We start from the raw sequence: 22355 nt of genomic DNA, 5'->3' as shown, positions 1-22355 counted from the left end.
GACTAGGAATAGACGAGCAGTCAAATAAATCACTATTTTCGGTTGGTCCGAAGAAGTCTAAGTCCATTTAAAATAACCAGAATCGTACTTCCTTCATGCCCTACAACCCCAAATGGTAAATTGATTAATTGGAAAACGTTTGCCGTGATAAGAACAAGAATTACCGCAATGGCGAAACAAATATTTTGCCAACTAATCCAGTGAAGTCGGTCAGAAAGCGTATAAGCATAAGGGATTTTCTCTAAGTCATTTTTCATTAAAACGACATCCGCTGTTTCCATCGCGATATCCGTTCCCTCGCCCATCGCAATCCCAACAGCCGCATGAGCAAGCGCCGGGGCATCATTGATTCCGTCACCGACCATTGCCACGCTACCATAAGTAGTCGATAATTCTTTTAACACATCCACTTTTTTCTCCGGTAAGCAACCAGATACGACATAATCCATCCCTAGTTCAGCTTGAATTGCCGCGCCAGTTTGTTCGTTATCGCCTGTCACCATTATCGTTTTAATCCCTTTTGCTTGAAGTGCTTTGATCGTGCGAATTGCTTCAGGGCGACAAGTATCTTTCAGGGCAAACATTGCTAAAACAGCCCCATTTCGAGCGACATAAACAATCGTCTTCCCTTCACTAGCAAGTCGTTCAAACGCACCATTGGAAAATTTAGCCGCCGCTTCTGTGCCGACAAAACCAGCCTTACCAACTTGCCATGTTTCCCCGTTATATTCCGCTTTCACGCCCCAACCAGGCATATCCGTCACTTCCATTCCCGCTAATTTTTCGGTGATTTCTGCTTCTAAATCTTGCGTTATCGCCGCAGCTAACGGATGTAAAGATTGCCGTTCCATCGCAGCAACCACATTGATTACTTGCTGTTTATCAACATTTTCTGCGAATAATCGGTCCGTAAGTTCGGGTGTCCCATTGGTCAGCGTCCCTGTTTTATCAAATGCAATTGCCTTTACACCACGCAAATTTTCCAAATGTACGCCGCCTTTAAATAAAATCCCATGGCGCGCGCCGTTAGAAATTGCCGCTAACGTTGCCGGCGTTACCGAAGCCACTAGCGCACAAGGGGATGCAACCGTTAATAAAACCATCGCCCGGTAAAACGTTTCATTCCACGACCAACCTAATGCGAAATGCGGTAAAAACATCATTACTAATACAAATAATAGCACTGCTTTTACATACGCATCCTCAAATCGTTCAATAAAACGCGCTGTTTTCGAAGGTTCGCTTTGAGCCGTTTCAACCAACCGAATAATTTTACTGAAAATCGTATTATCAAACGTTTGCGTTACTTTGACTGTGATGGCGCTACTCACATTGACCGTCCCGCCAAATACGTCCGCCCCAATCGTTTTCGTCGCTGGCACAGATTCGCCATTGATCGCCGCTTCATTTAACGTTGTCGAACCACGAACAATCACCCCATCAATCGGAACACTCTCCCCCGGCCGAACCAATACCATATCATCAAGTTGCAAATCTTTCGCTGCAACTTCCTCCAAATCGCCATCCGCAAGTAAACGAAAAGCGCGTTCTGGTTGAAAAGCCATTAATTTCGTGATTTCGCGTTTACTTTTATTCGTCGTATAAGCTTCCAACGCCCCACTAACAGAGAAAATAAAAATAAGTATCGCGCCTTCAAACCAGTACCCGATAATCGATGCACCAGTAGCCGCCAAAATCATCAAAAGCTCGACATTCAATTTTTTCGTTTTAATGGTTGCTTGAATTCCTTCTTTAGCCTGCTCAAAACCCCCAATAATAAACGCACTCAGGAAAATGACTGCTGTCCAAAAATCACCGACATCACTGCCGACTAAACAACCAATAATAATCAAAACCCCACTAATACCAGTCGTTATAAATTGCCAATTCTGCTTCATCCATGCTTTCATTATGCTCATCCTCTCCAAATGATAATGATTCCCATTACCCTAAAAAACACAAAAATCTGCTTTCGCAAGCGCGAAAAACAGATTAAACAATAATTATTATAATTAATTCCTAAGGTAGGCGTCCCTAACTCACTTGTTATTATAGCACTTATAAAAACTCTTTTCAAACTAATTGATAAAATTGTTTTATAAATGAGAATGAGTTTCACTATCATTTTGTTGCGCAAAAAAACACTCAGGCATAACGCCCAAGTGTCTGCATAAATCATGGTAATTGGTTGCCCGCAGCACGATAAATTTCGTACCATTCTTCGCGGCTAAGCGTTACATCAGAAGCTTTAGCGATATCCGCAATTCTTCCCGGGTTCATTGTACCAACCACTGTTTGGAAGCTTGCAGGGTGGCGCTGAATCCACGCAACAGCAATCGCTGAATTAGTTACACCTTTATCAGCAGCAATTTTATCGATGGTTTTGTTTAATTCAGGGAACTTGTCATTATCTAAGAATACTCCCTCGAAGAAACCAAACTGGAACGGAGACCAAGCTTGGATAGTCATATTGTTTAAACGACTATATTCCAAAATTCCGCCATCACGATCAAGCGAAGGATCAATTGTCATATTCACATTAAAACCAGTATCAATCATCCCCGTATGCATAATACTAAATTGCAATTGGTTGGCAATTAATTCTTGGTCGACATATTTTTTCAATAGTTCAATTTGTCCTGGATTTTGATTACTTACACCAAAATGACGAACTTTCCCACTTTTTTCAAGCTCAGTGAAAGCCGCAGCTACTTCTTCTGGTTCGAAAAGTGTATCCGGACGGTGAAGTAACAGTGTATCTAAATAATCTGTTTTCAGGCGCTTCAAGCTACCTTCTACAGATGAAATAATATGCTCTTTGGAAAAATCAAAAAATCCTTGACGAATCCCACATTTTGATTGAAGAATCATTTTTTCACGAATCGTCGCATTCATATCAATCGCATCAGCAAAGACTTCCTCTGATTTACCGCCGCCATAAATATCCGCGTGGTCAAAAAAATCAATGCCATTTTCAAGTGCTGTATTAATCACTTTGTTTGCATCTTCTTTACTAAGATCCGCCATTCTCATACATCCAAGCGAAATTTCTGAAGCTGTTAAAGCGCTATTACCAATTGTTATACGTTTCAAACCAAGCACCTCTTTCTAAAAGTATATCCTTATTCTAACACTTTGTTGTAATCGTTACCAAGGTTAACCTTCTGAATAAAAATTAATCCCTTTATCCGTGTCCTCAACAACGATTCCAGTCGGCTGATTAATCAAAAGAATGCAGTAATAAAAATCCCCGACACAACCAGACGTATGTAGCGCAAAAATCAAATAAAGAACTGCTTCATTCACCCCAAGAAAACGCAGAAAAATGAACAAACCCGTAAGAACAATAAATGGCGCAATCGAAATAATAAAGAATTGTGCTTTCGTATAAAATGCTCCCGGACTTCCCGCGTAAGCCATCCCATTTTTAAAGCCAAATTTCACTTTTGCTTCTGGACGAAATGCTTTAAAGAAAATCCCGTGCACTGCTTCATGAATAATAATCGCTATCAAATAACCTACACCAAGCCACATAACCTCCGCCAAACCATTGGTAATTTGGAAACCGCCTGAAAAAACAATTCCTAAAACGGTTAATACGAGTACAACCGCAATCGCAACAATATTCAAATTCATCACTAACTTTTTATTTTCTAGTAAATTTATTTCTTGAACCAATTTTCTTTCCATTCAGCCCGCTCCTTTTATAAAAAACACTGGTATTTTCGTTAATTTTATTATACAATACTTCTTGTCGGCATTCTATGTCACAGTGGAGAAATACCCAAGTCCGGCTGAAGGGGACAGACTCGAAATCTGTTAGGCGGTGTATGCCGCGCCGGGGTTCGAATCCCCGTTTCTCCGTCAATATAAAAGGTTCATTGCTGTTTTAAAGCAATGAACCTTTTTATTTCATGAATGAAAAGTCAATCTTTGTTTAATACTTTGTGTGCAAAATGCTTCATTTTTTCAATTGTAGCAGAATTAGAACACATCAATTCAACATGCAACGCGTTTCCTGATTCAATTAGAACCGAGCCGTATTGACAAACTGGAACTTGACGATTGTTTTTAAATCTTCTATCCGGAGTTCCGTTTTTATTCACTTTTAACCAAGTATAACGAAGAATATTTGCATCTCTTGGTACTGGATCGGTTTCAACAAAATTTGTTGTACCTAAATCCATGTTAATATCGGAATAATTTAAAGCCCCAACTTTCCGTCCCGAGATTATTAGTAACTTATCTGGCAAAAAGAATAATTTTTGCTTTCGTAGTTTTAACCCAAATGGCTTCACATTTGCTTTCAAGAAATACGGTATTTTATTAATTGCTTTGGAAGATATACGCTCAATGCCGCGAGAAGCTCCCCCACTAACTCTTTCATTTAGACTACTAGCTGAAATAGTTTGCCAAAATCTACTATTCTCATTTAAGCTCATCCAAAGTTCACACAAATTATCATAAGAATTTTTACTTTCTTCATCAAAGTTATAGTCTAACTTTATAGGTAATTTCACATAAACATATATCTTTAATACAATACCTCCAATTCCTGTAATTAAGAAAATCGGCGATGCAGCTAGAAGGAGGGTGAAAATTAAAATTGTACTGAGCAAATTAATATTTTGAACCTTTTGGATGCTCTTTAGTAAATCCTTATATTCGACTGGTTGGTATTCACTCACATTAATCTTTTCTGTACTCTCAAAGTCATTGTCTACTTCATAAATATTTGGATTTATTCTTCTATTGGAATTTTCATCATCTCGATTTCGCTTTGTCTCATCTACATATGAAATTCCTGTTCCCGGGATTGAAAAAGTTGTCCTTGTATTCCCGTTAGCTTTTTTAGTTACTCTAGCTCCCTTGACTCCCCAGCTATAACCGACTCCACTCTTACTTACATTAACTCGGAAACCGCCACCTAAATTAATACTTTTCCTTAACCTAATTCCCATAGCTTTTCTCCTTTTCAAACATAGTAAATACAACATCCATCGGTGCACTTATTTTCTGTCTACCTATCATTTTGATAAAGGAATTCCCTCTTTGTGAAATATGTATCAAAAGATATTATATCATGAAATTTACTGTTTTTTCCCATTTATAAAAAAATCAATCTCAAGCAAAAAATGTTCTTATTTGAACAAAATATAATTTTATTGAAAAAATAATTTATATTAATACTAAAGGGGTGATATAAATGGCAATGCATTCAACTGGCGAAAAACCTGGCACTGGAACATATACTTGCACTATGTGTGCGCAAAAAGTTGTTCTTGATGATAAAACAGATAAACTCCCTCCATGTCCTAAATGCCAAAATACTAATTATAGTAAATAAGTAAAAAAAGAGTAGGTTTAACACCTACTCTTTTTTTGCAAACGATATACAATTTCGTACTACTTCTTCACCGCAATACTCACATACATCCCCTCATCCAACTGCCAATTCTTCACCACTTCAAACCCAAATCCAGCAAGCTCATCCTTCAAGTTCTCCGCAGATATCTGAATTTCCACTGGTGGCCCTTTCAAATCAGTCCCTTTCGTATCAAATTCCAAACTTGCGAAATAGCCGCCCGTTTTCACAACTCTACTCACTTCACGCAAAACATCCGCCAGCGACTCCGCTTCATGCAACACGAGCGATGCAAGCACAACATCCACCGAACTTGCCTCAAGCGGAATATCATCCATGCTCGCTTCTAACGTCTCTACATTAGCCAACTCCGCATCTTTCGCTTTCGACTCAATCAACTCCAACATTTTCGCATCTAAATCTAACGCAAAAACTGTATTATCGACCAATTTTGCAGCTGGAATCGTTAAAAATCCTGTTCCCGCTCCTAAATCTAAAATACTTGCTGTTTTTTCGATTGACATTGCTTGCAAAAAATCCTCCGGCGACAACACTTCACTCCGCTCTGGTCGATCCAAATAATCTACTTTCCGCTTAAAACCAGCTTCCCCGTGGTGATTATGATGATGTTTCATTTTAGCACTCCTTTAATGTTGATGTTTTTCAATTTCGACGACAATACTTCCTACTGTCTGCTTGCTTAAATAGTCATCCATCTGTTGCTCTGCCTTATTCATCACTTCGCCAATCAAGCAGTGTGGCTGGCTTTCGCTATGATTTTTAGGGTCACAATGGAAAAATGCACCCTTCCCTTCAATCGCTTGAATGACATCTAGAAAACTAATACTACTCGCTGGTTCGGCTAACTTATAACCGCCATTGACGCCCGTTACTGACTCAACGAAGCCAGCTTTTACTAACATCGTTAACACCTTAGATAGATACGTTGGCGATACATTTTGCTTGGTCGCAAGTTCTTTCACACCGACTGATTTTTCTGGTGATAAATTCGCTAAATAAACCATCGTATGTAGCGCATAATTCGTTGCTTTCGAGAATTTCATATTTTCACCTTCTTAATTAAAGACTTAATGACTCTATAATATCCCCGTTAAACAAAATTGTCAATTCATAACTAAAAAACCTTCTCCCAAAAATGGAAAAAGGTCTTCAATAATTAAAATATTTTCTGTAAAAGCGTAAATAATTCTTGCTCATTTTCAACACAATAATCCGGGCGGTACACTGCATCTTTTGGCTCCAAATGATCCCGTCTATTCAACCAAATCGAATGCCAGCCAGCACTTTTTGATCCGATAACATCATTTTCAAAAGAATCACCAATATAATAGGTTTCTGCACTATTAATTCCAATTTGCTTTTCTACTAGCTCAAATATTTTTTTATCCGGTTTTTCGATGCCTACTTTACCAGAAATAAAAGTATTCGCAACAGGAATCCAATCATTAATTTGTAAATCATTTATTTTATGTTGTTGATGTTCTTTTGGTCCGTTTGTAATAATTCCCATCGTTATTTCGTTCTTTTTAGCCCATGCGAGAATTTCTTTAATCCCCGGCGAAAGTTCAATTTTGCGTTGGTTTTGTTCGTAGGCGTATTGAAAGGCTTCTGCTTCTTTTTTGGTAATTTGATAATCAAAATCATTTAGCGCCTGCGTAATCCGGTAAACGTGCATTTCTGCTTTCGGCATTTCGCCTCGGACAACGCGGTGATAAACTTCATCGCTATAAAATCGACTTTTAATATATAAATTTTCGATTTTCAGGTGGTCCGCTTTGCCAAAAGTAGCTTTAAATGCATTTTCAAATGGTTTTAGTTGGTCATAAACTGTGTCGTCGATATCAAAAATTAAGTTAATCATCATTTCCTCCTGCAAAAATTCACTCCTTTTACTCTACCATTAAATCAAAAAAGTAGGAAGAGCCTAAGCGTAATGCTTAGACTCTCTTAGTTATTTTCCATTTCATTAATTGTTTCTTCTATAGATATGCAGGTCGCGTAACGATCAGGCCACATCCATTCATTATAGTACTTGTAACTATTCTCCCCCGACATAAAGTGGTTTTCTTCCGTCGAATTGGCGTGGGCGGGAACAATCATCTGGAAGCCATGCTCAAAACCACATTTCACCGTAGCGTCAATGCAAAAATCGGTTTGCAATCCTGCTACTACAATTTTCTTCGCTCCTTTTTCTTTGAGATAAGCAAGTAAACCTGTTCCTTTAAAAGCGCTATTTACGGTTTTATCAAAGATTCTTTCGTCTTTAGTTGGTTGGAATTTTTCGTAAATATCGAAGCCTTCTTTTCCTTTTGTAAGTTCTGTATTAGGTCCGTCGTCATGTCGCACATAAATTATTTCTATTTTATTTTTTCGAGCGTTAGTGATTAATCGTTCTATGTTGGGTACCAGTGAATCGAAATTGTAAAGATTATTTGTCATAATTAATTTTTGTGTATCAACAACTAATAATATCATTCGTTCAGACCTCCGTAAGTGCTGTTTATATTATATCATAGCTTAACCAGCTGTAGGCGCCACATATGCCTTCCAGCCGCCAATCATTTCATCTTTCTCCGACTTACTTAATAGTTGCATACCGATGACTTGATTGACATTCACAGCTAAGCCTCGGCTAAAACGGTTTACTCTACTGGCTGAAACACAATTGATATACACATCGTTTAAGCGAATAAGCTCTCCTTTTGTTTCCACAATTCCTACAATATACCCGATTGCCGTTACAAGTAAAACTGGCTCATCGACTTCGATTGCTTGCAGTAGCTCTTCTTTCATCATGAAGCCCCCCTTATTTCATTTTTATTTGTATACCCGATTTTGCTTTATTCAAAAGAACAGCCGACCCAAGCTTACTCGGATCGGCTGTTTTCTTTATTTGATACTTTTTCTTCTAAGGTGTAGTCCTAAGAATAATAGTACTAATCCACCAGCAACTAGCAACATACCATTCGTATCACCAGTTCCAGGTAATTTTTTCGTTTTACTTGGTTTATTGGTAGAATGTGTAACTTTTGGTGTCGTTTTTGTTGCTTTTGTATTCGTTAAGTCCATGCCTTTTACTTTTACACTATAGCCAGATACTTGTTTTTCAGATACGGTATAGCTGTATTTTTCACCTGTTTTGTCTTTCTCTGGAAGGTTGGTAAAGTTGTATTTCCAATTCGATTTTGCTGTTACTTTGATTGGTGTTCCGTATGCTTTACCGTTTTGCAAAAGTTGAACTTCGATGGATGCGGGACGTGTTTTTTCATTGTCTCCCACCCAAGTTTTTGTACCGCTCGCTGTAGTTACATTTTTCTCATCGGTTACTTTTGTGTTGATTAAGTTCATTCCATCTGTGGTTGTTTTGTAGCCTGGAACTGCTATTTCAGCAACAGAGTAACGATAAGCGTTGTTGTTAGCATCGTTTTTAGGTAAATCTTTGAAGCTATATTTCCAATCGCTCTCTTTCGTTACTTTGACTGGATCACCATAAGTTTGTCCATTTTGTAAAAGTTGTACTTCGATATAGTCTGGACGGTCTTTGGCTGTGTCGTTTTTCCATGTTTTCTCACCAGTGACAGTGGTTTTTGGTGCATCTACTTTCGTGTTGATGACGTTCATTCCGTCGACTTTGGTTTCATAGCCTGGAACTGCTTTTTCGACAATTGTGTAGTTGTAAGCCGCTCCATCATTGGTTGTTTCTGGTAGGTTTTTAAATTCGTATTTCCAATCGTTATCTTTTGTAACTGTTACTGGGAAACCGTAATCTTGCCCATTTTGTTGTAATTGAATTTCGATGGATGCGGGACGATCATTTTCTGTATCGTTTTTCCACGTTTTTTGACCGTCAAGATTAATCATTTTTACATCTGGTTTGATTAATGTGTTGTTAATATCAAGACCAGTGACAGCACTTGTGTAGTTAGCTACTGTATTTTCTAAAACTGTATACGTGTATTTAGTTCCATCTGCTTTTGTTTCTGGAACATTTTTGAATTCATATTTCCAGTCGTCTGCTTTTGTTACAGTAATTGGATTACCGTATGCTACACCGTCTTGTAAAAGTTGTACTTCGATGGAATCTGGACGGTCTGCTTCTTTGTCACCAGTCCAAGTTTTCGCGCCATTCACATCAATCATTTTCACATCTGCATGGTTGTCAATAGTTGCTGTTGTTGCTCCGTAATCATCATTGGTGATTTCAAGACCTGTTTTTGTGCTAGCTGGAATGGATAAATTACCATTCGCATCGCTCTTCACTGTAACTGGATACTCTTTATTTTCATTTGATTCATAACCAGTTGGTGTCTTTGTTTCAACAAGAACTACATTCCATTCTTGATTTTTAGAAGTTGTTTTATAACCAGTCGGGATGAAATTTGCTGCGCCGGATGAGTCTGTCATAACAATTTCGTTATTAGCTGTATCTTTGACCGGTTTCGTTAAATCTGCTTTTCCGTTTTCGTCCGCATAATAAGCTTTGAATTCATAGCCTGTCAATGCTGTTTTGCTTATATCGTCTTGTTTCAAAAGGTTTAAGTTTAGCGGGACAACCGTAGCAACTTCTGATCCAGCTGCTTGGTTAACCAGTTTCGCGCCATATTTTACTTTTTGATAATTGACTTTGAAAAGAACGTTATATAGTTGCATTTGCGGAATGTCAACTGGGTTTGTGATATCTAATGTGTTCGCAGTTGCTTTTGCTTCTACCGCATACTTATCCGCAGCAAGTGGTACAGGATTTTCAAGTTCCCCGTCAATTTGGAAGCCCGTGTTTGGACTTGCCTCATAACCATTTACTTCCACATTAGAGATAGATTTAAAATTATCTGCAGCAATAACGTCTCCAATATTAATAGAAGATTTATCAAATTCATACGCACTTCTTACTCGTATTTTATAGCCAACTGATAAATTACCCTCTGCGTCAGGAGTAGCCACATTATATTGGCTTCCACTTATATATGCATTTGTTTTATTGTCTAAAACATATTTTTTCGCATAGGCCGTACCGCCACCAGCATCCCAGTACATTTCGCTATTTTCATAAGAAGTAATAACTTTATCGTTGTAAGTGTATGTTGCTTTATTTTGCATGATGCTACTGTAGTCAATTTCGTCTGGATCGATAACTACAATCATGTACACTTTGTATGCTGCTTTTGTTTCACTATACATTGGATCTGCGGCTGGTTGACCAAAATTAAGCGTTAGGGTACGCGCATCTTTTGTTACGGAACCAGTTACACCCATTTTATCCGCGTTATTTCCGAAATACCTTACTCCAACGTCATTTAAAGTAGGGTTGGCAATACAAACTTGTTTCTCGGAATATAAGCCTTTTTGATAAACAATAACATCTTGTCCGTCTGCATTTGTGAATTTCGGTGTACCTTCAAATTTGTTCGTTGTAAAACCATAAATGTGTTTATTGCTAGAATTTAAACCAGCAATATCATATTCAAGCATTTTCAACCCTTTTGGAAGTGTATCTGTGAACGAAGAATTTAGTGTGTCTTCTACTCCAGATGGGTTAATGTTCATTTCATAGACCATATATGTTTTTGGTGAAGTAATTCTACCATCGTCTGCAAGAGGCATATAGTCTTTGAGTGCAGAGCCCATAATGTCGTTACCAATCATATTGCGTGCTGTTTTTTCTGCATCAGCTGCCGATAAACGTGTTTTTTCAAACACTTTTCCTTCAGATGGAATTACTTCTGGTGTTTTAATGAAAGTGACATAATCAAAATCGAAATCATCTTCATCTTGTAAAGTCGCTGTTGATTTAGCATTTTCTTTTACAACATGTGGTTTTTCTTTTTGGAATCCGTCAATTGGTTTTATCGTAGAACCATCGACATTACTAATCAAATCGTTTCCTGGATTCATGTCTGGCGTCGAGTCCACATCGGTAATTGCTCCGTCTAAAGTAGAATCACCATTAAAGTTAGAAAATGAACCGATTTCTCCAGCCATGTAAAAGTCTACTGCGCTATAAGTCCCATCATCTGGCATGCCGATAGCTTTCATATACATGGTCGCGGTTGCAGTTGCACCTGATGCCATGCCTCCAGAAAGTGTAATTGAGTAAACTTTGATATCACTCCACACACCGCCACCACTAGGCACTGTTGTTTCGTATTTCCATTTATCATTCGTATTTTTGAAATCAGATGTATCATTATTTAGTTCATAACCTGCTGGTACATAGGCATAAACGACAACATCTTTTGTATAATTCCCTTGGTTAATCGCGGTGTAAGTCACGCCAACTGTGCTTCCCTCTGATATAGAAACGGGCGTAGTTGTGCTACTAACAGCGCCAATATATTTATTGTTTTTATCGTAAGTGGAGCTAATTTTTGTTGTAATTGCCATGTCATAAACATCTTTACCACTTGGCGTTACAGAACCAGATTTACCTTCGCCGCCTTTAGTCGGGCTTTTAGTAACGTTAGTCAAATCTTTCGTTGGATCTGTTACTTTTGCTGCAATCGTTCTATAAATACCGCCACCATTTTTGGAGATAGTCTGAGCTGGGGAAAATGGTAATTCGTATCTAGTTGCGCCAGGGGCAAGGTTTGTTTGGTCTGCTGAAGCAACCCAACCGCGTTGAAGCGAAGAGCCAGATGCAGTTGATAAAGCTTGCCATTCTGGTGAACCTTCCGAAATAATGGAAAAACCAGCTGGTAATTCATCTACCATTTTTTCTAAAACGGCATTTTCCCCTGAATTGTTCGTAGCATACACATAATAGAAAACTAGATCATCTTTTTCAGGTGTATAGTTTGTGGACGATGTAGCGACTTTAAGATATTTTCCAGTGTCTTTGTCTAAACGCCAAGCCGAGTCAATTACTTTAGATGCAGTTAGTACACCATTATCTGTATCGGGAGTTGGTGGTGTCACGGGGACTTCAATATTACTAATATCTACGTCTTTATCATCTTCAATTACAATAGCTTTATAGTCTTCTTTTGTTGTAATAGTCGTATTTATGGTTGCAAACATATCGAATTTAGCGTTAGTAAGCGGCTCATCTTCATATTTTGCCAATGCTTCCGGGCTCTGATTAAATTTGAGTGTGTAACCAACATACTGGACACCATTAATAGTCTTTGTGCCAATCGAGTTTTTCATGGAATCAGCTGTAAAAACATTTTGTCTCGGCGTTAACCCATCAATTGCTGGATTAACAAATGTCACTTTGTCTCCTTGGAAGAAGTCTTTTTGTATCCAAAATGTATAAGTTTCATCCAAGACTGCTTCTGAATAGGATGGGATGGCCAAACTTAGTGAAAACTTGAGTGAGTCTCCTGGTGCATAAGTTTCTTTCGTATTCCCGTTTGCGTCTGTTACTTTATTTGTAAAATTCCAATCAACGGAACCTTTTAGTAATTGCTTTCCATTAACTAGATTTTTAGTTGTCTCTTTATTGTCAGGTATTACGGTTGTTTTGTTTTCATCCGCTACTTTTTGATTATCTGGTTGAGTTATCTGTTGGGTTGTTTTTGTTTGATTTTCTTCTGCTCCGGCGAAGATATTAGACCATGGAACCAGTTGAAAAACAAGCGCAACCGCAACCATTACAACGAACACTTTTTGCCAGTTGTATTTTAGCATGATAATTCTCCTTTTACTACTAATTATTGAAATTACTCAAAATAGACTTTATTTGTTCTACTTGAATAATTATCTTAAACGTATCATACTCGCTAAAACAGCTTCCTGGAACAAGCCAATCAGACAAAACTGCCTATATAAAAGAGGAAGTTGTGACGTTTTCGCCACACTTAATGTTCAAACAAGAATAAGATAGTGTTAAAATTATACCCTTATGAATGAACAAATCTCGTTTCCTTTGATATAATTGAAACTAGTTTTCTCGGGTACATATAATAGTAGAGATAATGAAGGAGGAGAATTATGTGGAAAAAGCATAAGTGGCTAATCGTCGCACTTCTGTTATTGGCAATTTATGTCGCTCCATTATTTATTCTTGGCGGGAATAGTCATGTGAGGATTCATGATAACTTGGATTCCAATATGACTTGGTACAAAATGGTTTTGGATAGCGGAGATTATACCGCAAAAGTTGGGACAGCTAATATCGATCAAATAATGGATGATAGTGTTCCGAGAGATTCTTTTGATTCAGAGTTTGTTGGTATTGATTGGCTTTATATGATTTTCAGTGCGCCGATTGCGTTTGCGGTAAGCCAATTAATTACACGTGTATTTGCATTTTTAGGGTTGTTTTTATGGGCGAGGGATTATCTTATTAAAGATAAAAAATATCTCGTGCCGCTTTATTTTGTTTCCTTAGCATTTGCGCTGACACCATTTTGGCCATCGGGTATGTTGAGTACGCTCGGAATGCCGCTTGCTTTGTGGGCATTTTTGAACATTAGAAATAATCGGCGACGTATTTGGAACGTGGTCATCCTAACATTGCTTCCATTTTACTCAAGTTTAATTTTAGGATTTTGTTTCTTTTTAGTAATGGTTGGGTGTATTTGGCTATATGATGTGATTAAGAAAAAACAAGTGAATATCCGCTTTTTACTTAGTATGATTTATATGGGCTTGCTTTACGCCTTGGTGAATTATCGCTTTATTTATGGGATGTTTTTGCACCCCGAACCAGATTCGAGAAGTGAATTTAGTTTACCGCAGTTATCTTTTTTAAGTTCGTTTCGGCTGAGCTTTAAAAATTTTATTAATGGGCATACGCACGATCAGGCGCTGGCTGGATTCGTTATTTTACCAATTTTACTTCTCGTTCTTGTACTCATCATCGTTAAGCGCGAATGGGTGAAAGAAAAGCTATTTTTATGGCTGTTCGGATTTAATTTGTTTTTATCTTTTTGGTATGGATTTTGGTGGTACAAGGGCTGGAATGTCATTAAAGAGAACGTGGAAATCATGCGGACGTTTAATTTTTCGCGGTTCCACTTTTTACAGCCGTTTTTATTTTATGGATTATTTGCACTTGCGATTGTTTACTTAATTAAAAAAGGAAATTGGTGGCGGAAGTTGGCGTATGTGGCGATTGTACTGCAACTCGTGGTCGTTTTCGCTAATAATTCTGAGATTTACTATCGCACCGGAAATGGCTCGCCAAGCATTAATCAATTTTATGCGACGGAGCAATTTGAGGAAATTAAAGATTATATTGGCAAGCCGCAGTCAAGTTATCGCGTTGGTAGCATTGGACTGCATCCGTCTGTCTCTCAGGAAAATGGCTTTTATACAGTGGATGGCTACGTTAATTCCTATCCACTTGCATATAAAAAGGCCTTCCGGAAAATTATTGCTGGTGAGTTAGATAAGAGTCCTGTTTTAGAAGATTATTATGATAATTGGGGCAATCGTTGTTATTTATTTTCTGCTGAGTTAGGGAAAAACTATGACTTCGGAAAAGATTCAGATAAACATATTAAACAGCTAGATTTTAATTCGGCGACGTTTAAAGCGGTCGGTGGCGAATATATTTTATCGGCTGTTCCGATTGATAATGCAGCGGACATCGGTCTTCAATTCGAAAAGGCCTTCAACAACCAAGAATCATACTGGAAAATCTATTTATACAAAGTGACGAATTAAAAAGTGCGAGGCGCGATTTTTCCCTAGAGAACAAATCGTGCCTTTCGCTTTTTTTGTGGTATGATTAATGAAAGGAGTGATGATTATGAAGAAAACCATTCAGTCAGTTGGTGTTTGGGGCGATAGTATTATGAAAGGCGTTCTTTTCAATCCTGAAAAAAATCGCTATACTTTGCTTAAAAACAACTGCATTAAACGAGCATCTGAAAAACTTGGCCTGACTTTTCAAAATCATTCCACAATGGGCCGCACGATAACTAAAGGCCACGAAATTCTAACAAAAGACTTAGCAAAAGATGCGACAAATGATATCGCCATTATCGAATTTGGCGGAAATGATTGTGATTTTAACTGGGTGGAAGTATCCGAAAATCCGACAGCAGAACACATTCCTAGCACACCACTTGCCGTTTTTGAAACGCAACTTCTCGAGATGATTGCACGCCTTAAAAAACTGGATATTAAACCTGTTTTAATGACCTTACCTCCCCTTCACGCGAAACGTTATTTTGACTTTATTACGCGAGATGGGCTGAGCAAAGAAAACATTTTGCAATTCTTAGGCGGCGATGTAGAAATGATTTATCGCTGGCAGGAACGTTATAGCAATACTATTTCGCGAATTGCCACCGAAACTGGAAGCCATATTATTGATATTCGCGATAGCTTCCTTGCCGAATTCCATTATGAAAAGTTGCTTTGCGCTGATGGAATTCACCCGAATGAAGCTGGTCATATCGCCATGTCGCACAAATTTGTTCAATACGCAAGTTTCCACAAAGTATAAGGAGGAATTTTTATTTTACAATTACAAAAAATGACTACTACTGATTTAGAAGATTTTTTATCCACGGCAATTACAGATTACGCTAAAGAAAAAGTCGAAGCAGGCACTTGGGCCGAAGAGGAATCCTTAGCAAAATCTCAAGACAGCTTCAATAAATTGCTATACGATGGCATTACTACACCAAACGAGTACCTTTACAAGATTGTCGATGAGGAAAAAATCGGCTATTTATGGTTCCATGTAGACGAAACACTTTCCGGAAAAACGGCTTTTATTTATGATTTTGTGATTTTCGAGGCATTCCGGTGTAAAGGATTCGGAACAAAAACATTAGCTGCATTAGATACACTCGCGAAAGAAATGGGAATTATGAAAATCGAACTTCATGTTTTCGCGCACAATCAAACAGCAATCGGTTTGTATAACAAAGTCGGTTTTCAAAACACGGATATTACAATGGCAAAATATTTATAAACAAAATGACTTTATTTCCTAGGAAATAAAGTCATTTTTTGAAGCGTTCTAATTCAAGCAGTTTTTCATACCCTTTCGGCGTTCGGTAATATCTCGTAACTTGCTTTTTTGTACTTCTGAAAATATAATGTTGCGCTTCAAGCCAGTATACGCCGAACAACAACTCATTTTTAGTAAAAGCCGCAGCTCCTGGAAATTCCATCATTTCAAAAACCAAGTGATCCATCGTCGCATTTGGTTCTTCTGTTTTAGATAAAATTTGATAGATTACCGCTTTCGTTGGTTCGTCCATCCAATCAACCCCCGCTTAAAACATCCCGATTTCCCCAATATGATACACAAAATAAATCAAAATTAACAATAATATGTTAAATCCAAGCAACATCCATTTAACCAGTTTTTCCTTCACAAAAAAGACACTTATTGTAGAAATAATTCCTAAAAATAGCGGAATTATTTTATACCATACGCCTTTTTCGCCTCCTGGTACTATGTCAGAAATATGTAATCCCCAAGTTAAAATTATCCAAGTTACAGTTAGGATTGTTAGTAAAAATGCAGCAAAATCTTGCGGTTTCCTTTTCATCTTAACCCCTCCTACTCTCATTAAGCTTAACATAAAAATGCTTTGGACAACAAAAAACAAGCTACCTGAATAGCTTGTTCTGAACTAAATTTTAATTAAATTTAAAGCAAATAGGGCTACGAGTAAAATGTTGAATAAAATCGCAATCCATTTTTCATCTAAGAGTTTATTTAGTCGTGTTCCAATCAAAGCACCAATTATCGCCCCTGGTATCATATAAATCCCAATCGAAAAATCACTACCGCCAATGAGCGCGTAGGAACCGATGCTTGCGAGTGATGTCAGTAGCGTCACATAGCTCGATGTCGCGGATGCTGTCTTTTGATTTAGCATGAAAATGAGTAATAAAATCGGTATGACAATAGGTCCTCCGCCAATCCCAAATAAACCAGCTAAAAACCCAATAATCACCCCGAATACATAAGGAATTATACGATATTTACTTAAAAAATGTGGTTTTTCATTGTGTCGTTTCTTTTTCCAAATCATTATCCCTAGTAAAACAACAATTAACGCACCATATAAAAAACGATAAACGGCTTCTGGTAACATTTGGTTCACCATTGCACCAAGAAAAGTCGTCGGAATGCTAGTTACAGCGATTTTCAGCGCCAGCCCTACATCGCCTTGCTTTCTTTTATAGTAAATACTGCATGTAAAAATCGCCATCGTGAACACGGTAAGCGCCGAACTAAATGCCGCCGTCCCTTGAGAAACTCCCAGTAAGAGTAGAATCGGCAAAAGAATAACTCCGCCACCAATCCCTAAAAAACTCCCTACAACACTTGTGCTTAGTGCAATCAGAAAGTATGTGATAATATCCATTTTCCATTACCTCTCTTCTTTCAACCTTCTCAGCATAACATAATTTCAACATTTAAAAATACTAAAAAAAGACAATAAATTATTGTCTTTTGCATTTTAAACGCTTGGAATTGGTTCGATTACTAAATCATTTCCAGCATTATCTATATAGGTTACTTTCATTGCAGTTAAATCAGCTTCCCACAGTCTGACACCTGCTAACCCAGCTAGTTTGATAAATGTTTCAAAATCTATTTTTCCCGCTTGTGCTTGTTTGATGGCATCTTTCATTTTCTCGCTTGAGATTTCTTCTGTAACTGGCATAGATACGCCATTTAATTTAGATTCTACTCGAGTATTTGTTTCATCCCAAAAGACATAAACGCCCTTTTGGACTAAAAATTGATATTTAGTTACACCGAGATCTTTAAAACCTTGAACTACTTTTGGAAAGTCTCCGGCGTTTTTTTCACTTGTTGCTGCTTGTAAAATCGATTGCTCATTTATCATAACTAGTCTCCAATCATTTAGGTCTCCCTAAATTATACACGATTTCTAGTTAAATCTAAACAAGTGGTTTTTCCTCTTTATATGTTTCGATTAAAGCTTCTTCTAGGTCGTATAATGAGTCATTGGTTTGATCTAGCGTGTAGCCATGGTCTAACGCGAAAATAATAATCGCATCCCGCCGATTTTTTGCATAGAGTGGCGGATATTCTGTATATTTTAGCAATCTACTTGCCTCTAACCCTGATAGTTGAAATCCAAAAGAAAGAGCGATTGTCCGGTCACGTGATGGCCTTCTAACCCCACTGAAAATTTGATATCCATATGTTTCATGGAGTCTAGCCGCACGAATGACGCTTGCTTTTGTTAATTTTTTCTCTGCTAATAATTCTTTTAAATATGTAACCATTTCACTTGATTTAAATTCCGCCTCGTTTTCATCTAACACTTGGCGTAAATTGGTCGCTTTTTTTAATTCATGCAGTAATTTACTTGTCTCTTTTTCCCCATCCATAAGGCACACCCCCGACTGTTTTTTTCATTATAGCATGAAATATCTACCCGACTACTATGCTTCATGCTATAATTTTACTATAAAGTGTAGAAGGGATTTTAGATAAATGGGAGAAATGACACTCGCTTTTATAGAAGAACAATATAAAGAATTAGATAATCTTAATAATAAAGAAAACCCTGCTGTGCTAACGAGAAACACATCCACAGGAGAGTTATTTGTACGTAAAATAATTCCTATCAGCTTTGCTCCTGTGATGGAGCAGCTTAAAAATTTATCTAGCAAATACTTACCTAAAATCGAAGTACTGATTCCAAATGGTAATCAATTAATTGTGTATGAAGAATACATAAATGGTAAAAATTTGGCGGACTTAATGAAAACAAATACTACGTTTGATGCGGATGAAGTGACGCGGCTAATGTTGATGTTGTCTGATGCACTTACAGAATTACATGCGAATGCGATTATTCACCGAGATATTAAGCCATCTAACATTATGATTTCTAGCGACGGCGTATTGAAATTAATTGATTTTGACGCTTCCCGTGTGTTTGAAGTCGGCAAAAATCAAGACACTGTCAATCTCGGCACAATCGGTTATGCAGCCCCAGAACAATATGGTTACTCTCAAACAGATGCCCGGTCGGATATTTATAGTATCGGTGTTCTGATGCTGGAACTACTACTCGGAAAAAACACTTTACCTGATAAAGAACAAGCCACCTCACTTGAAAAAATAGCGATGCAAGCAGCAGCCTTTGATCCTGAACAGCGTTATCAATCCATTCAAGAGTTCAGAACAGCAGTCAAAAACGATTCGCTCGGCCCAAGTTATGTCTCTGAATTGTCGGATTTCACAGAGTTAGATAATTTTTCTACTGAATCTGAATGGGAAAATGTATCAGCGGACTACGAAAAAGACTTCATTCCATGGTATAAACACATTCCCGGATTTAGAACCGGAACGCCTTGGAAAATGATTGTCGGCGTATTAGGTTATATATTCTTGCTATTTGGTTTATTCACCCCGCCAACCGAGGGCGTCAAAATGTCACCAACAGTAAACTTTTTTAACAATTTCTTTCTAATCGTTCCTGCATTTGTCATTTTTACTAATCTTTGTGGTATTTGGTCCAAATTGCCTTTACTTAAATCCTCCTCTCCTAGTACAAGGAAAGCAGGCATTGTCATTTATATTATTGTTTGCATATCTATTTACGGTGTTTATAATGAAATCTTTTCCTAGTCCTATGCCCACTGCATAGGACTTTTATTCTCTTCGCATGGTCTAATAGAAACAGATAAAAGATGAAGGAGAGAAGAAAATGAAAAAATTGAAAAGCGTTTTATTATTAATGGGGATTGTTACTTTTGCCCTAGCACTAACTGCATGTGGTGGGACTGAGGATAAAGCAAGCACAGAAAAAACAGAAACAGCAAAAGCCGAGACGAAAAAGAAAACAGATTCCAATGAACTTGGGGATTACAAAGTAGAAATTCTTAGTTCAGAAGTAGTTAAGGATTTTGAAGGGAACGATGCTATCGCAATTAAAACTAAATTCACGAATAACAGTAAAGAAAATATTTCTTTCATGGTAGCTATTGATCAACAAGCATTCCAAAATAGTACTCAGCTAGAAACAACCGTATCAGCTGATGCTAGTATGGGTGGCTCTGAAAAAGACGTACAACCTGGTGGGACTTTAGAAGTAACCGAACTTTACAAACTACAAGATACCCAAAACAAAGTCGATGTAGAAGCAAAAGAATTAATCAGCTTCAGCAAAAACTCTGTTAAAAAATCATTTGAGTTAAAATAAGAATTGCCCGCAAACAATCACTGTTTGCGGCTTTTTTTTATTTAAAATCCTAATCTATTCTCGATTCGACTTCGCAAAGAATCATTTTCGCTAAATGACTCCCTAAGCTCTATCGCCTTTTTAGGATAATTGGTGATAATTCCATCGACATTTTTCCGTAAATACATTTGCATTAATTTTTCTTTATTTACCGTCCAAACGAACACCATTTTATTGTTTTGTTTCGCTTGTTTCAGTAATCGTTTATTGATAGAAAAATCCTCTAAAACAATAAAATCGGCTGATGTTTTTGGTAAGTTTCCGATGTTCAGTGCTAAAATGATACCAGTTTTCAATGTCGGATCTGCTTGTTCTATTTCCTCCATAATAGGTTGACTCAACGATTGAACTAAATATTTATCGGTTACTTTTTCTTTCTTTAATAGGCTGACAAGTCGTTCTACCATATCGCTTGATTCCCCGCCGTGTAACTTCACTTCCACCAGTAAATCTATCTTATTCTTGTTCGCCGTCTTGATAACTTCATCAAAAGAAGCTATGTGGGATGAATAATCGCCACTAGTTATTTTGGTTTGTTGCAATTCTTTTAATGTCATATCCGCTACTCGCTTAGAACTTCCAGCTAGCCTTCTCAGTGTCATATCGTGAAAGACGACAAACTGATGGTCTTTGGTTTCTTGAATATCAATTTCGCTATAATCTGCCCCAGCCTTTGCCGCTGACTCGATGGCTTCCACCGTATTTTCAACAGCATTCATAGTATCACCGCGGTGAGCAATTATTTTCGTATTCGGCTCATATAAAGTCGCGTTCACTGCATAAATATTAAAGCTGCTAAAAACAAGGAAAACGAGTATCCCAACAAAGAAAAATCGTTTTTTATGTGGAAATTGGCTACGTGCCGAAGAAACCGGTTGTCTTTCTATATTAAAGGCATTTTTCACTAATAACTGCGCAATGATTCCTTGGAAAATCCCCGCCACAAAAAAGCCCATCACTTGAAGTATTGTTAAAGTAACGCCAGCTATAACTATCGCAATTCCCGGCGTTATTTTTTCTATCAAGAGTAGCGGTAACATAATAACCGTTGCAATAATAGAAGCTAAAAAGCCCATCGCTACAATAATTAAAAACCATTTTAACAGCATGAGAAATAAGCGTTTTTGCGGGTATTGCCAACTTTTTCGGATGGCTCCGCTTATTTTAAGTGATTTGTTTTCAATGAAATATGGTAAAGCAAACACCAGTCTAGCGCTAATGTAGAAAATAAGCGCGATTGCGATAACATACAGCCACGTTCCCGTCGTCGTTTTCATTAGTTCATCTGTAATAAAATGCGGTAAATAGAGATTTTCTGTAATCGTAATTGGTAATGATAATCCAGCAATCGGCAAAAGTAAAAAGAAATATAGCAGAAAATAAATTGCTTGATAGCTAAGGAAATACTTCGCTTTTAGGTTCAGTCTCTGGATGATTTTGAGAACGGTATAGCTTTCCCCTCGTAGCTGATAAATCGCCATCATTATGAAGAAACCCAGTTCATAATATACAAACAATAAAATGAGTAAGGCTAAAATCAGCAGCATCACAACAGCAACTGGACTTGAAAAAACTTCCCCTAGGTTTGCGTCTGTAATACCTGGTACTCCGATAATCCGGAGAATAAAGAAAAAGAAATAATAAATAAATGGTCCAATCACAAATGCCTGCAAGATTGTTAATAATAAGGTTACTTTAAGATAATCTGTTTTAAATTGATACAAAACTTTAAAACTGTCTTTTAAATCGCTCATTTGCTTCTCCCTTTTTGTTCAATTTTCAAGGCTTTATAGTTTATCCAAGAAGCAAATTTAGTTATAATTAAT

Annotated in this window: 22 protein-coding genes and 1 tRNA gene; 7 read left to right on the top strand and 16 right to left on the bottom strand. The window is 37.5% G+C overall.

From position 1 onward, the window contains the following. Positions 1-32 precede the first annotated feature (32 nt). The 3 genes from HCJ30_RS02110 to HCJ30_RS02100 all read right to left on the bottom strand — a co-directional run bounded on the left by HCJ30_RS02110 (position 33) and on the right by HCJ30_RS02100 (position 3690). On the bottom strand, positions 33-1910 hold the full coding sequence (locus HCJ30_RS02110) for a heavy metal translocating P-type ATPase (protein ID WP_185390783.1): 1878 nt from the start codon (positions 1908-1910) through the stop codon (positions 33-35). A 265-nt stretch (positions 1911-2175) separates the two neighbouring features. After that, positions 2176-3093, bottom strand: a complete 918-nt coding sequence (locus HCJ30_RS02105) for an aldo/keto reductase (RefSeq protein WP_185390782.1) — start codon at positions 3091-3093, stop codon at positions 2176-2178. 63 nt (positions 3094-3156) lie between these two features. Further along, positions 3157-3690 (bottom strand): DUF3267 domain-containing protein, encoded by a 534-nt coding sequence (locus HCJ30_RS02100; protein WP_185390781.1) that lies wholly within the window; start codon positions 3688-3690, stop codon positions 3157-3159. Positions 3691-3774: 84 nt separating this feature from the next. On the opposite strand from HCJ30_RS02100, the gene HCJ30_RS02095 reads away from it, so the two are divergent. Continuing rightward, a tRNA-Ser gene (locus tag HCJ30_RS02095) sits at positions 3775-3864 on the top strand. A 62-nt stretch (positions 3865-3926) separates the two neighbouring features. On the opposite strand, the gene HCJ30_RS02090 is transcribed toward HCJ30_RS02095, so the two are convergent. Further along, positions 3927-4961, bottom strand: coding sequence for a DUF4236 domain-containing protein (locus HCJ30_RS02090; protein ID WP_185390780.1), 1035 nt, complete (start codon positions 4959-4961; stop codon positions 3927-3929). Between the two features lie 245 nt (positions 4962-5206). On the opposite strand from HCJ30_RS02090, the gene HCJ30_RS02085 reads away from it, so the two are divergent. Then, positions 5207-5347: a zinc ribbon-containing protein gene (locus HCJ30_RS02085; RefSeq protein ID WP_004564587.1), complete on the top strand. Its 141-nt coding sequence runs from the start codon at positions 5207-5209 to the stop codon at positions 5345-5347. Between the two features lie 59 nt (positions 5348-5406). On the opposite strand, the gene HCJ30_RS02080 is transcribed toward HCJ30_RS02085, so the two are convergent. The 6 genes from HCJ30_RS02080 to HCJ30_RS02055 form a co-directional block, all read right to left on the bottom strand. Further along, positions 5407-6000: a class I SAM-dependent methyltransferase gene (locus HCJ30_RS02080; protein ID WP_185390779.1), complete on the bottom strand. Its 594-nt coding sequence runs from the start codon at positions 5998-6000 to the stop codon at positions 5407-5409. Positions 6001-6012: 12 nt separating this feature from the next. Beyond that, positions 6013-6429: an Rrf2 family transcriptional regulator gene (locus HCJ30_RS02075; RefSeq protein ID WP_008947058.1), complete on the bottom strand. Its 417-nt coding sequence runs from the start codon at positions 6427-6429 to the stop codon at positions 6013-6015. Positions 6430-6542: 113 nt separating this feature from the next. Next, positions 6543-7247, bottom strand: coding sequence for an HAD family hydrolase (locus tag HCJ30_RS02070; RefSeq protein WP_185390778.1), 705 nt, complete (start codon positions 7245-7247; stop codon positions 6543-6545). An 86-nt stretch (positions 7248-7333) separates the two neighbouring features. Next, positions 7334-7861, bottom strand: coding sequence for a cysteine hydrolase family protein (locus tag HCJ30_RS02065; RefSeq protein WP_185390777.1), 528 nt, complete (start codon positions 7859-7861; stop codon positions 7334-7336). Positions 7862-7903: 42 nt separating this feature from the next. Next, positions 7904-8179, bottom strand: coding sequence for a hypothetical protein (locus HCJ30_RS02060; protein WP_045553542.1), 276 nt, complete (start codon positions 8177-8179; stop codon positions 7904-7906). Positions 8180-8275: 96 nt separating this feature from the next. Continuing rightward, complete coding sequence (locus HCJ30_RS02055; RefSeq protein WP_185390776.1) at positions 8276-13012, bottom strand: Cna B-type domain-containing protein; 4737 nt, start codon at positions 13010-13012, stop codon at positions 8276-8278. Positions 13013-13315: 303 nt separating this feature from the next. Between HCJ30_RS02055 and HCJ30_RS02050 the strand changes: the two genes are divergently transcribed. The 3 genes from HCJ30_RS02050 to HCJ30_RS02040 all read left to right on the top strand — a co-directional run bounded on the left by HCJ30_RS02050 (position 13316) and on the right by HCJ30_RS02040 (position 16256). Beyond that, positions 13316-14995, top strand: a complete 1680-nt coding sequence (locus tag HCJ30_RS02050; RefSeq protein WP_185390775.1) for a DUF6044 family protein — start codon at positions 13316-13318, stop codon at positions 14993-14995. A gap of 85 nt (positions 14996-15080) precedes the next feature. Further along, positions 15081-15782: an SGNH/GDSL hydrolase family protein gene (locus HCJ30_RS02045; protein WP_185390774.1), complete on the top strand. Its 702-nt coding sequence runs from the start codon at positions 15081-15083 to the stop codon at positions 15780-15782. Positions 15783-15812: 30 nt separating this feature from the next. After that, positions 15813-16256, top strand: a complete 444-nt coding sequence (locus tag HCJ30_RS02040; protein WP_185390773.1) for a GNAT family N-acetyltransferase — start codon at positions 15813-15815, stop codon at positions 16254-16256. Between the two features lie 31 nt (positions 16257-16287). On the opposite strand, the gene HCJ30_RS02035 is transcribed toward HCJ30_RS02040, so the two are convergent. The 5 genes from HCJ30_RS02035 to HCJ30_RS02015 form a co-directional block, all read right to left on the bottom strand. Then, entirely contained in the window at positions 16288-16548 is a 261-nt protein-coding gene (locus HCJ30_RS02035) for a DUF3116 family protein (protein ID WP_185390772.1), read from the bottom strand. Between the two features lie 15 nt (positions 16549-16563). Then, positions 16564-16842: a hypothetical protein gene (locus tag HCJ30_RS02030; protein ID WP_185390771.1), complete on the bottom strand. Its 279-nt coding sequence runs from the start codon at positions 16840-16842 to the stop codon at positions 16564-16566. 84 nt (positions 16843-16926) lie between these two features. After that, positions 16927-17667 (bottom strand): sulfite exporter TauE/SafE family protein, encoded by a 741-nt coding sequence (locus tag HCJ30_RS02025; RefSeq protein WP_185390770.1) that lies wholly within the window; start codon positions 17665-17667, stop codon positions 16927-16929. Positions 17668-17763: 96 nt separating this feature from the next. Then, positions 17764-18156, bottom strand: a complete 393-nt coding sequence (locus tag HCJ30_RS02020) for a DUF1398 domain-containing protein (protein ID WP_185390769.1) — start codon at positions 18154-18156, stop codon at positions 17764-17766. A 55-nt stretch (positions 18157-18211) separates the two neighbouring features. Continuing rightward, positions 18212-18667, bottom strand: a complete 456-nt coding sequence (locus tag HCJ30_RS02015) for a hypothetical protein (RefSeq protein WP_185390768.1) — start codon at positions 18665-18667, stop codon at positions 18212-18214. 106 nt (positions 18668-18773) lie between these two features. Here HCJ30_RS02015 and HCJ30_RS02010 point away from each other — a divergent pair, with 106 nt between their 5' ends. After that, complete coding sequence (locus HCJ30_RS02010; protein ID WP_185390767.1) at positions 18774-19916, top strand: serine/threonine-protein kinase; 1143 nt, start codon at positions 18774-18776, stop codon at positions 19914-19916. Between the two features lie 79 nt (positions 19917-19995). Further along, on the top strand, positions 19996-20490 hold the full coding sequence (locus tag HCJ30_RS02005) for a DUF5067 domain-containing protein (protein ID WP_185390766.1): 495 nt from the start codon (positions 19996-19998) through the stop codon (positions 20488-20490). A 41-nt stretch (positions 20491-20531) separates the two neighbouring features. Here the strand turns inward: HCJ30_RS02005 and HCJ30_RS02000 are convergent, their stop codons facing one another. After that, positions 20532-22283 carry a glycerophosphodiester phosphodiesterase gene (locus HCJ30_RS02000; protein ID WP_185390765.1) on the bottom strand — a complete coding sequence of 584 codons (1752 nt, stop codon included), beginning with the start codon at positions 22281-22283 and terminating at the stop codon, positions 20532-20534. Positions 22284-22355: the final 72 nt, after the last annotated feature.

The organism is Listeria cossartiae subsp. cossartiae, from assembly GCF_014224155.1.
Lineage (GTDB): Bacteria > Bacillota > Bacilli > Lactobacillales > Listeriaceae > Listeria > Listeria cossartiae.
Note: the sequence above shows the minus strand (reverse complement) of the source record. Positions and strands in the feature narration are given on the sequence as shown.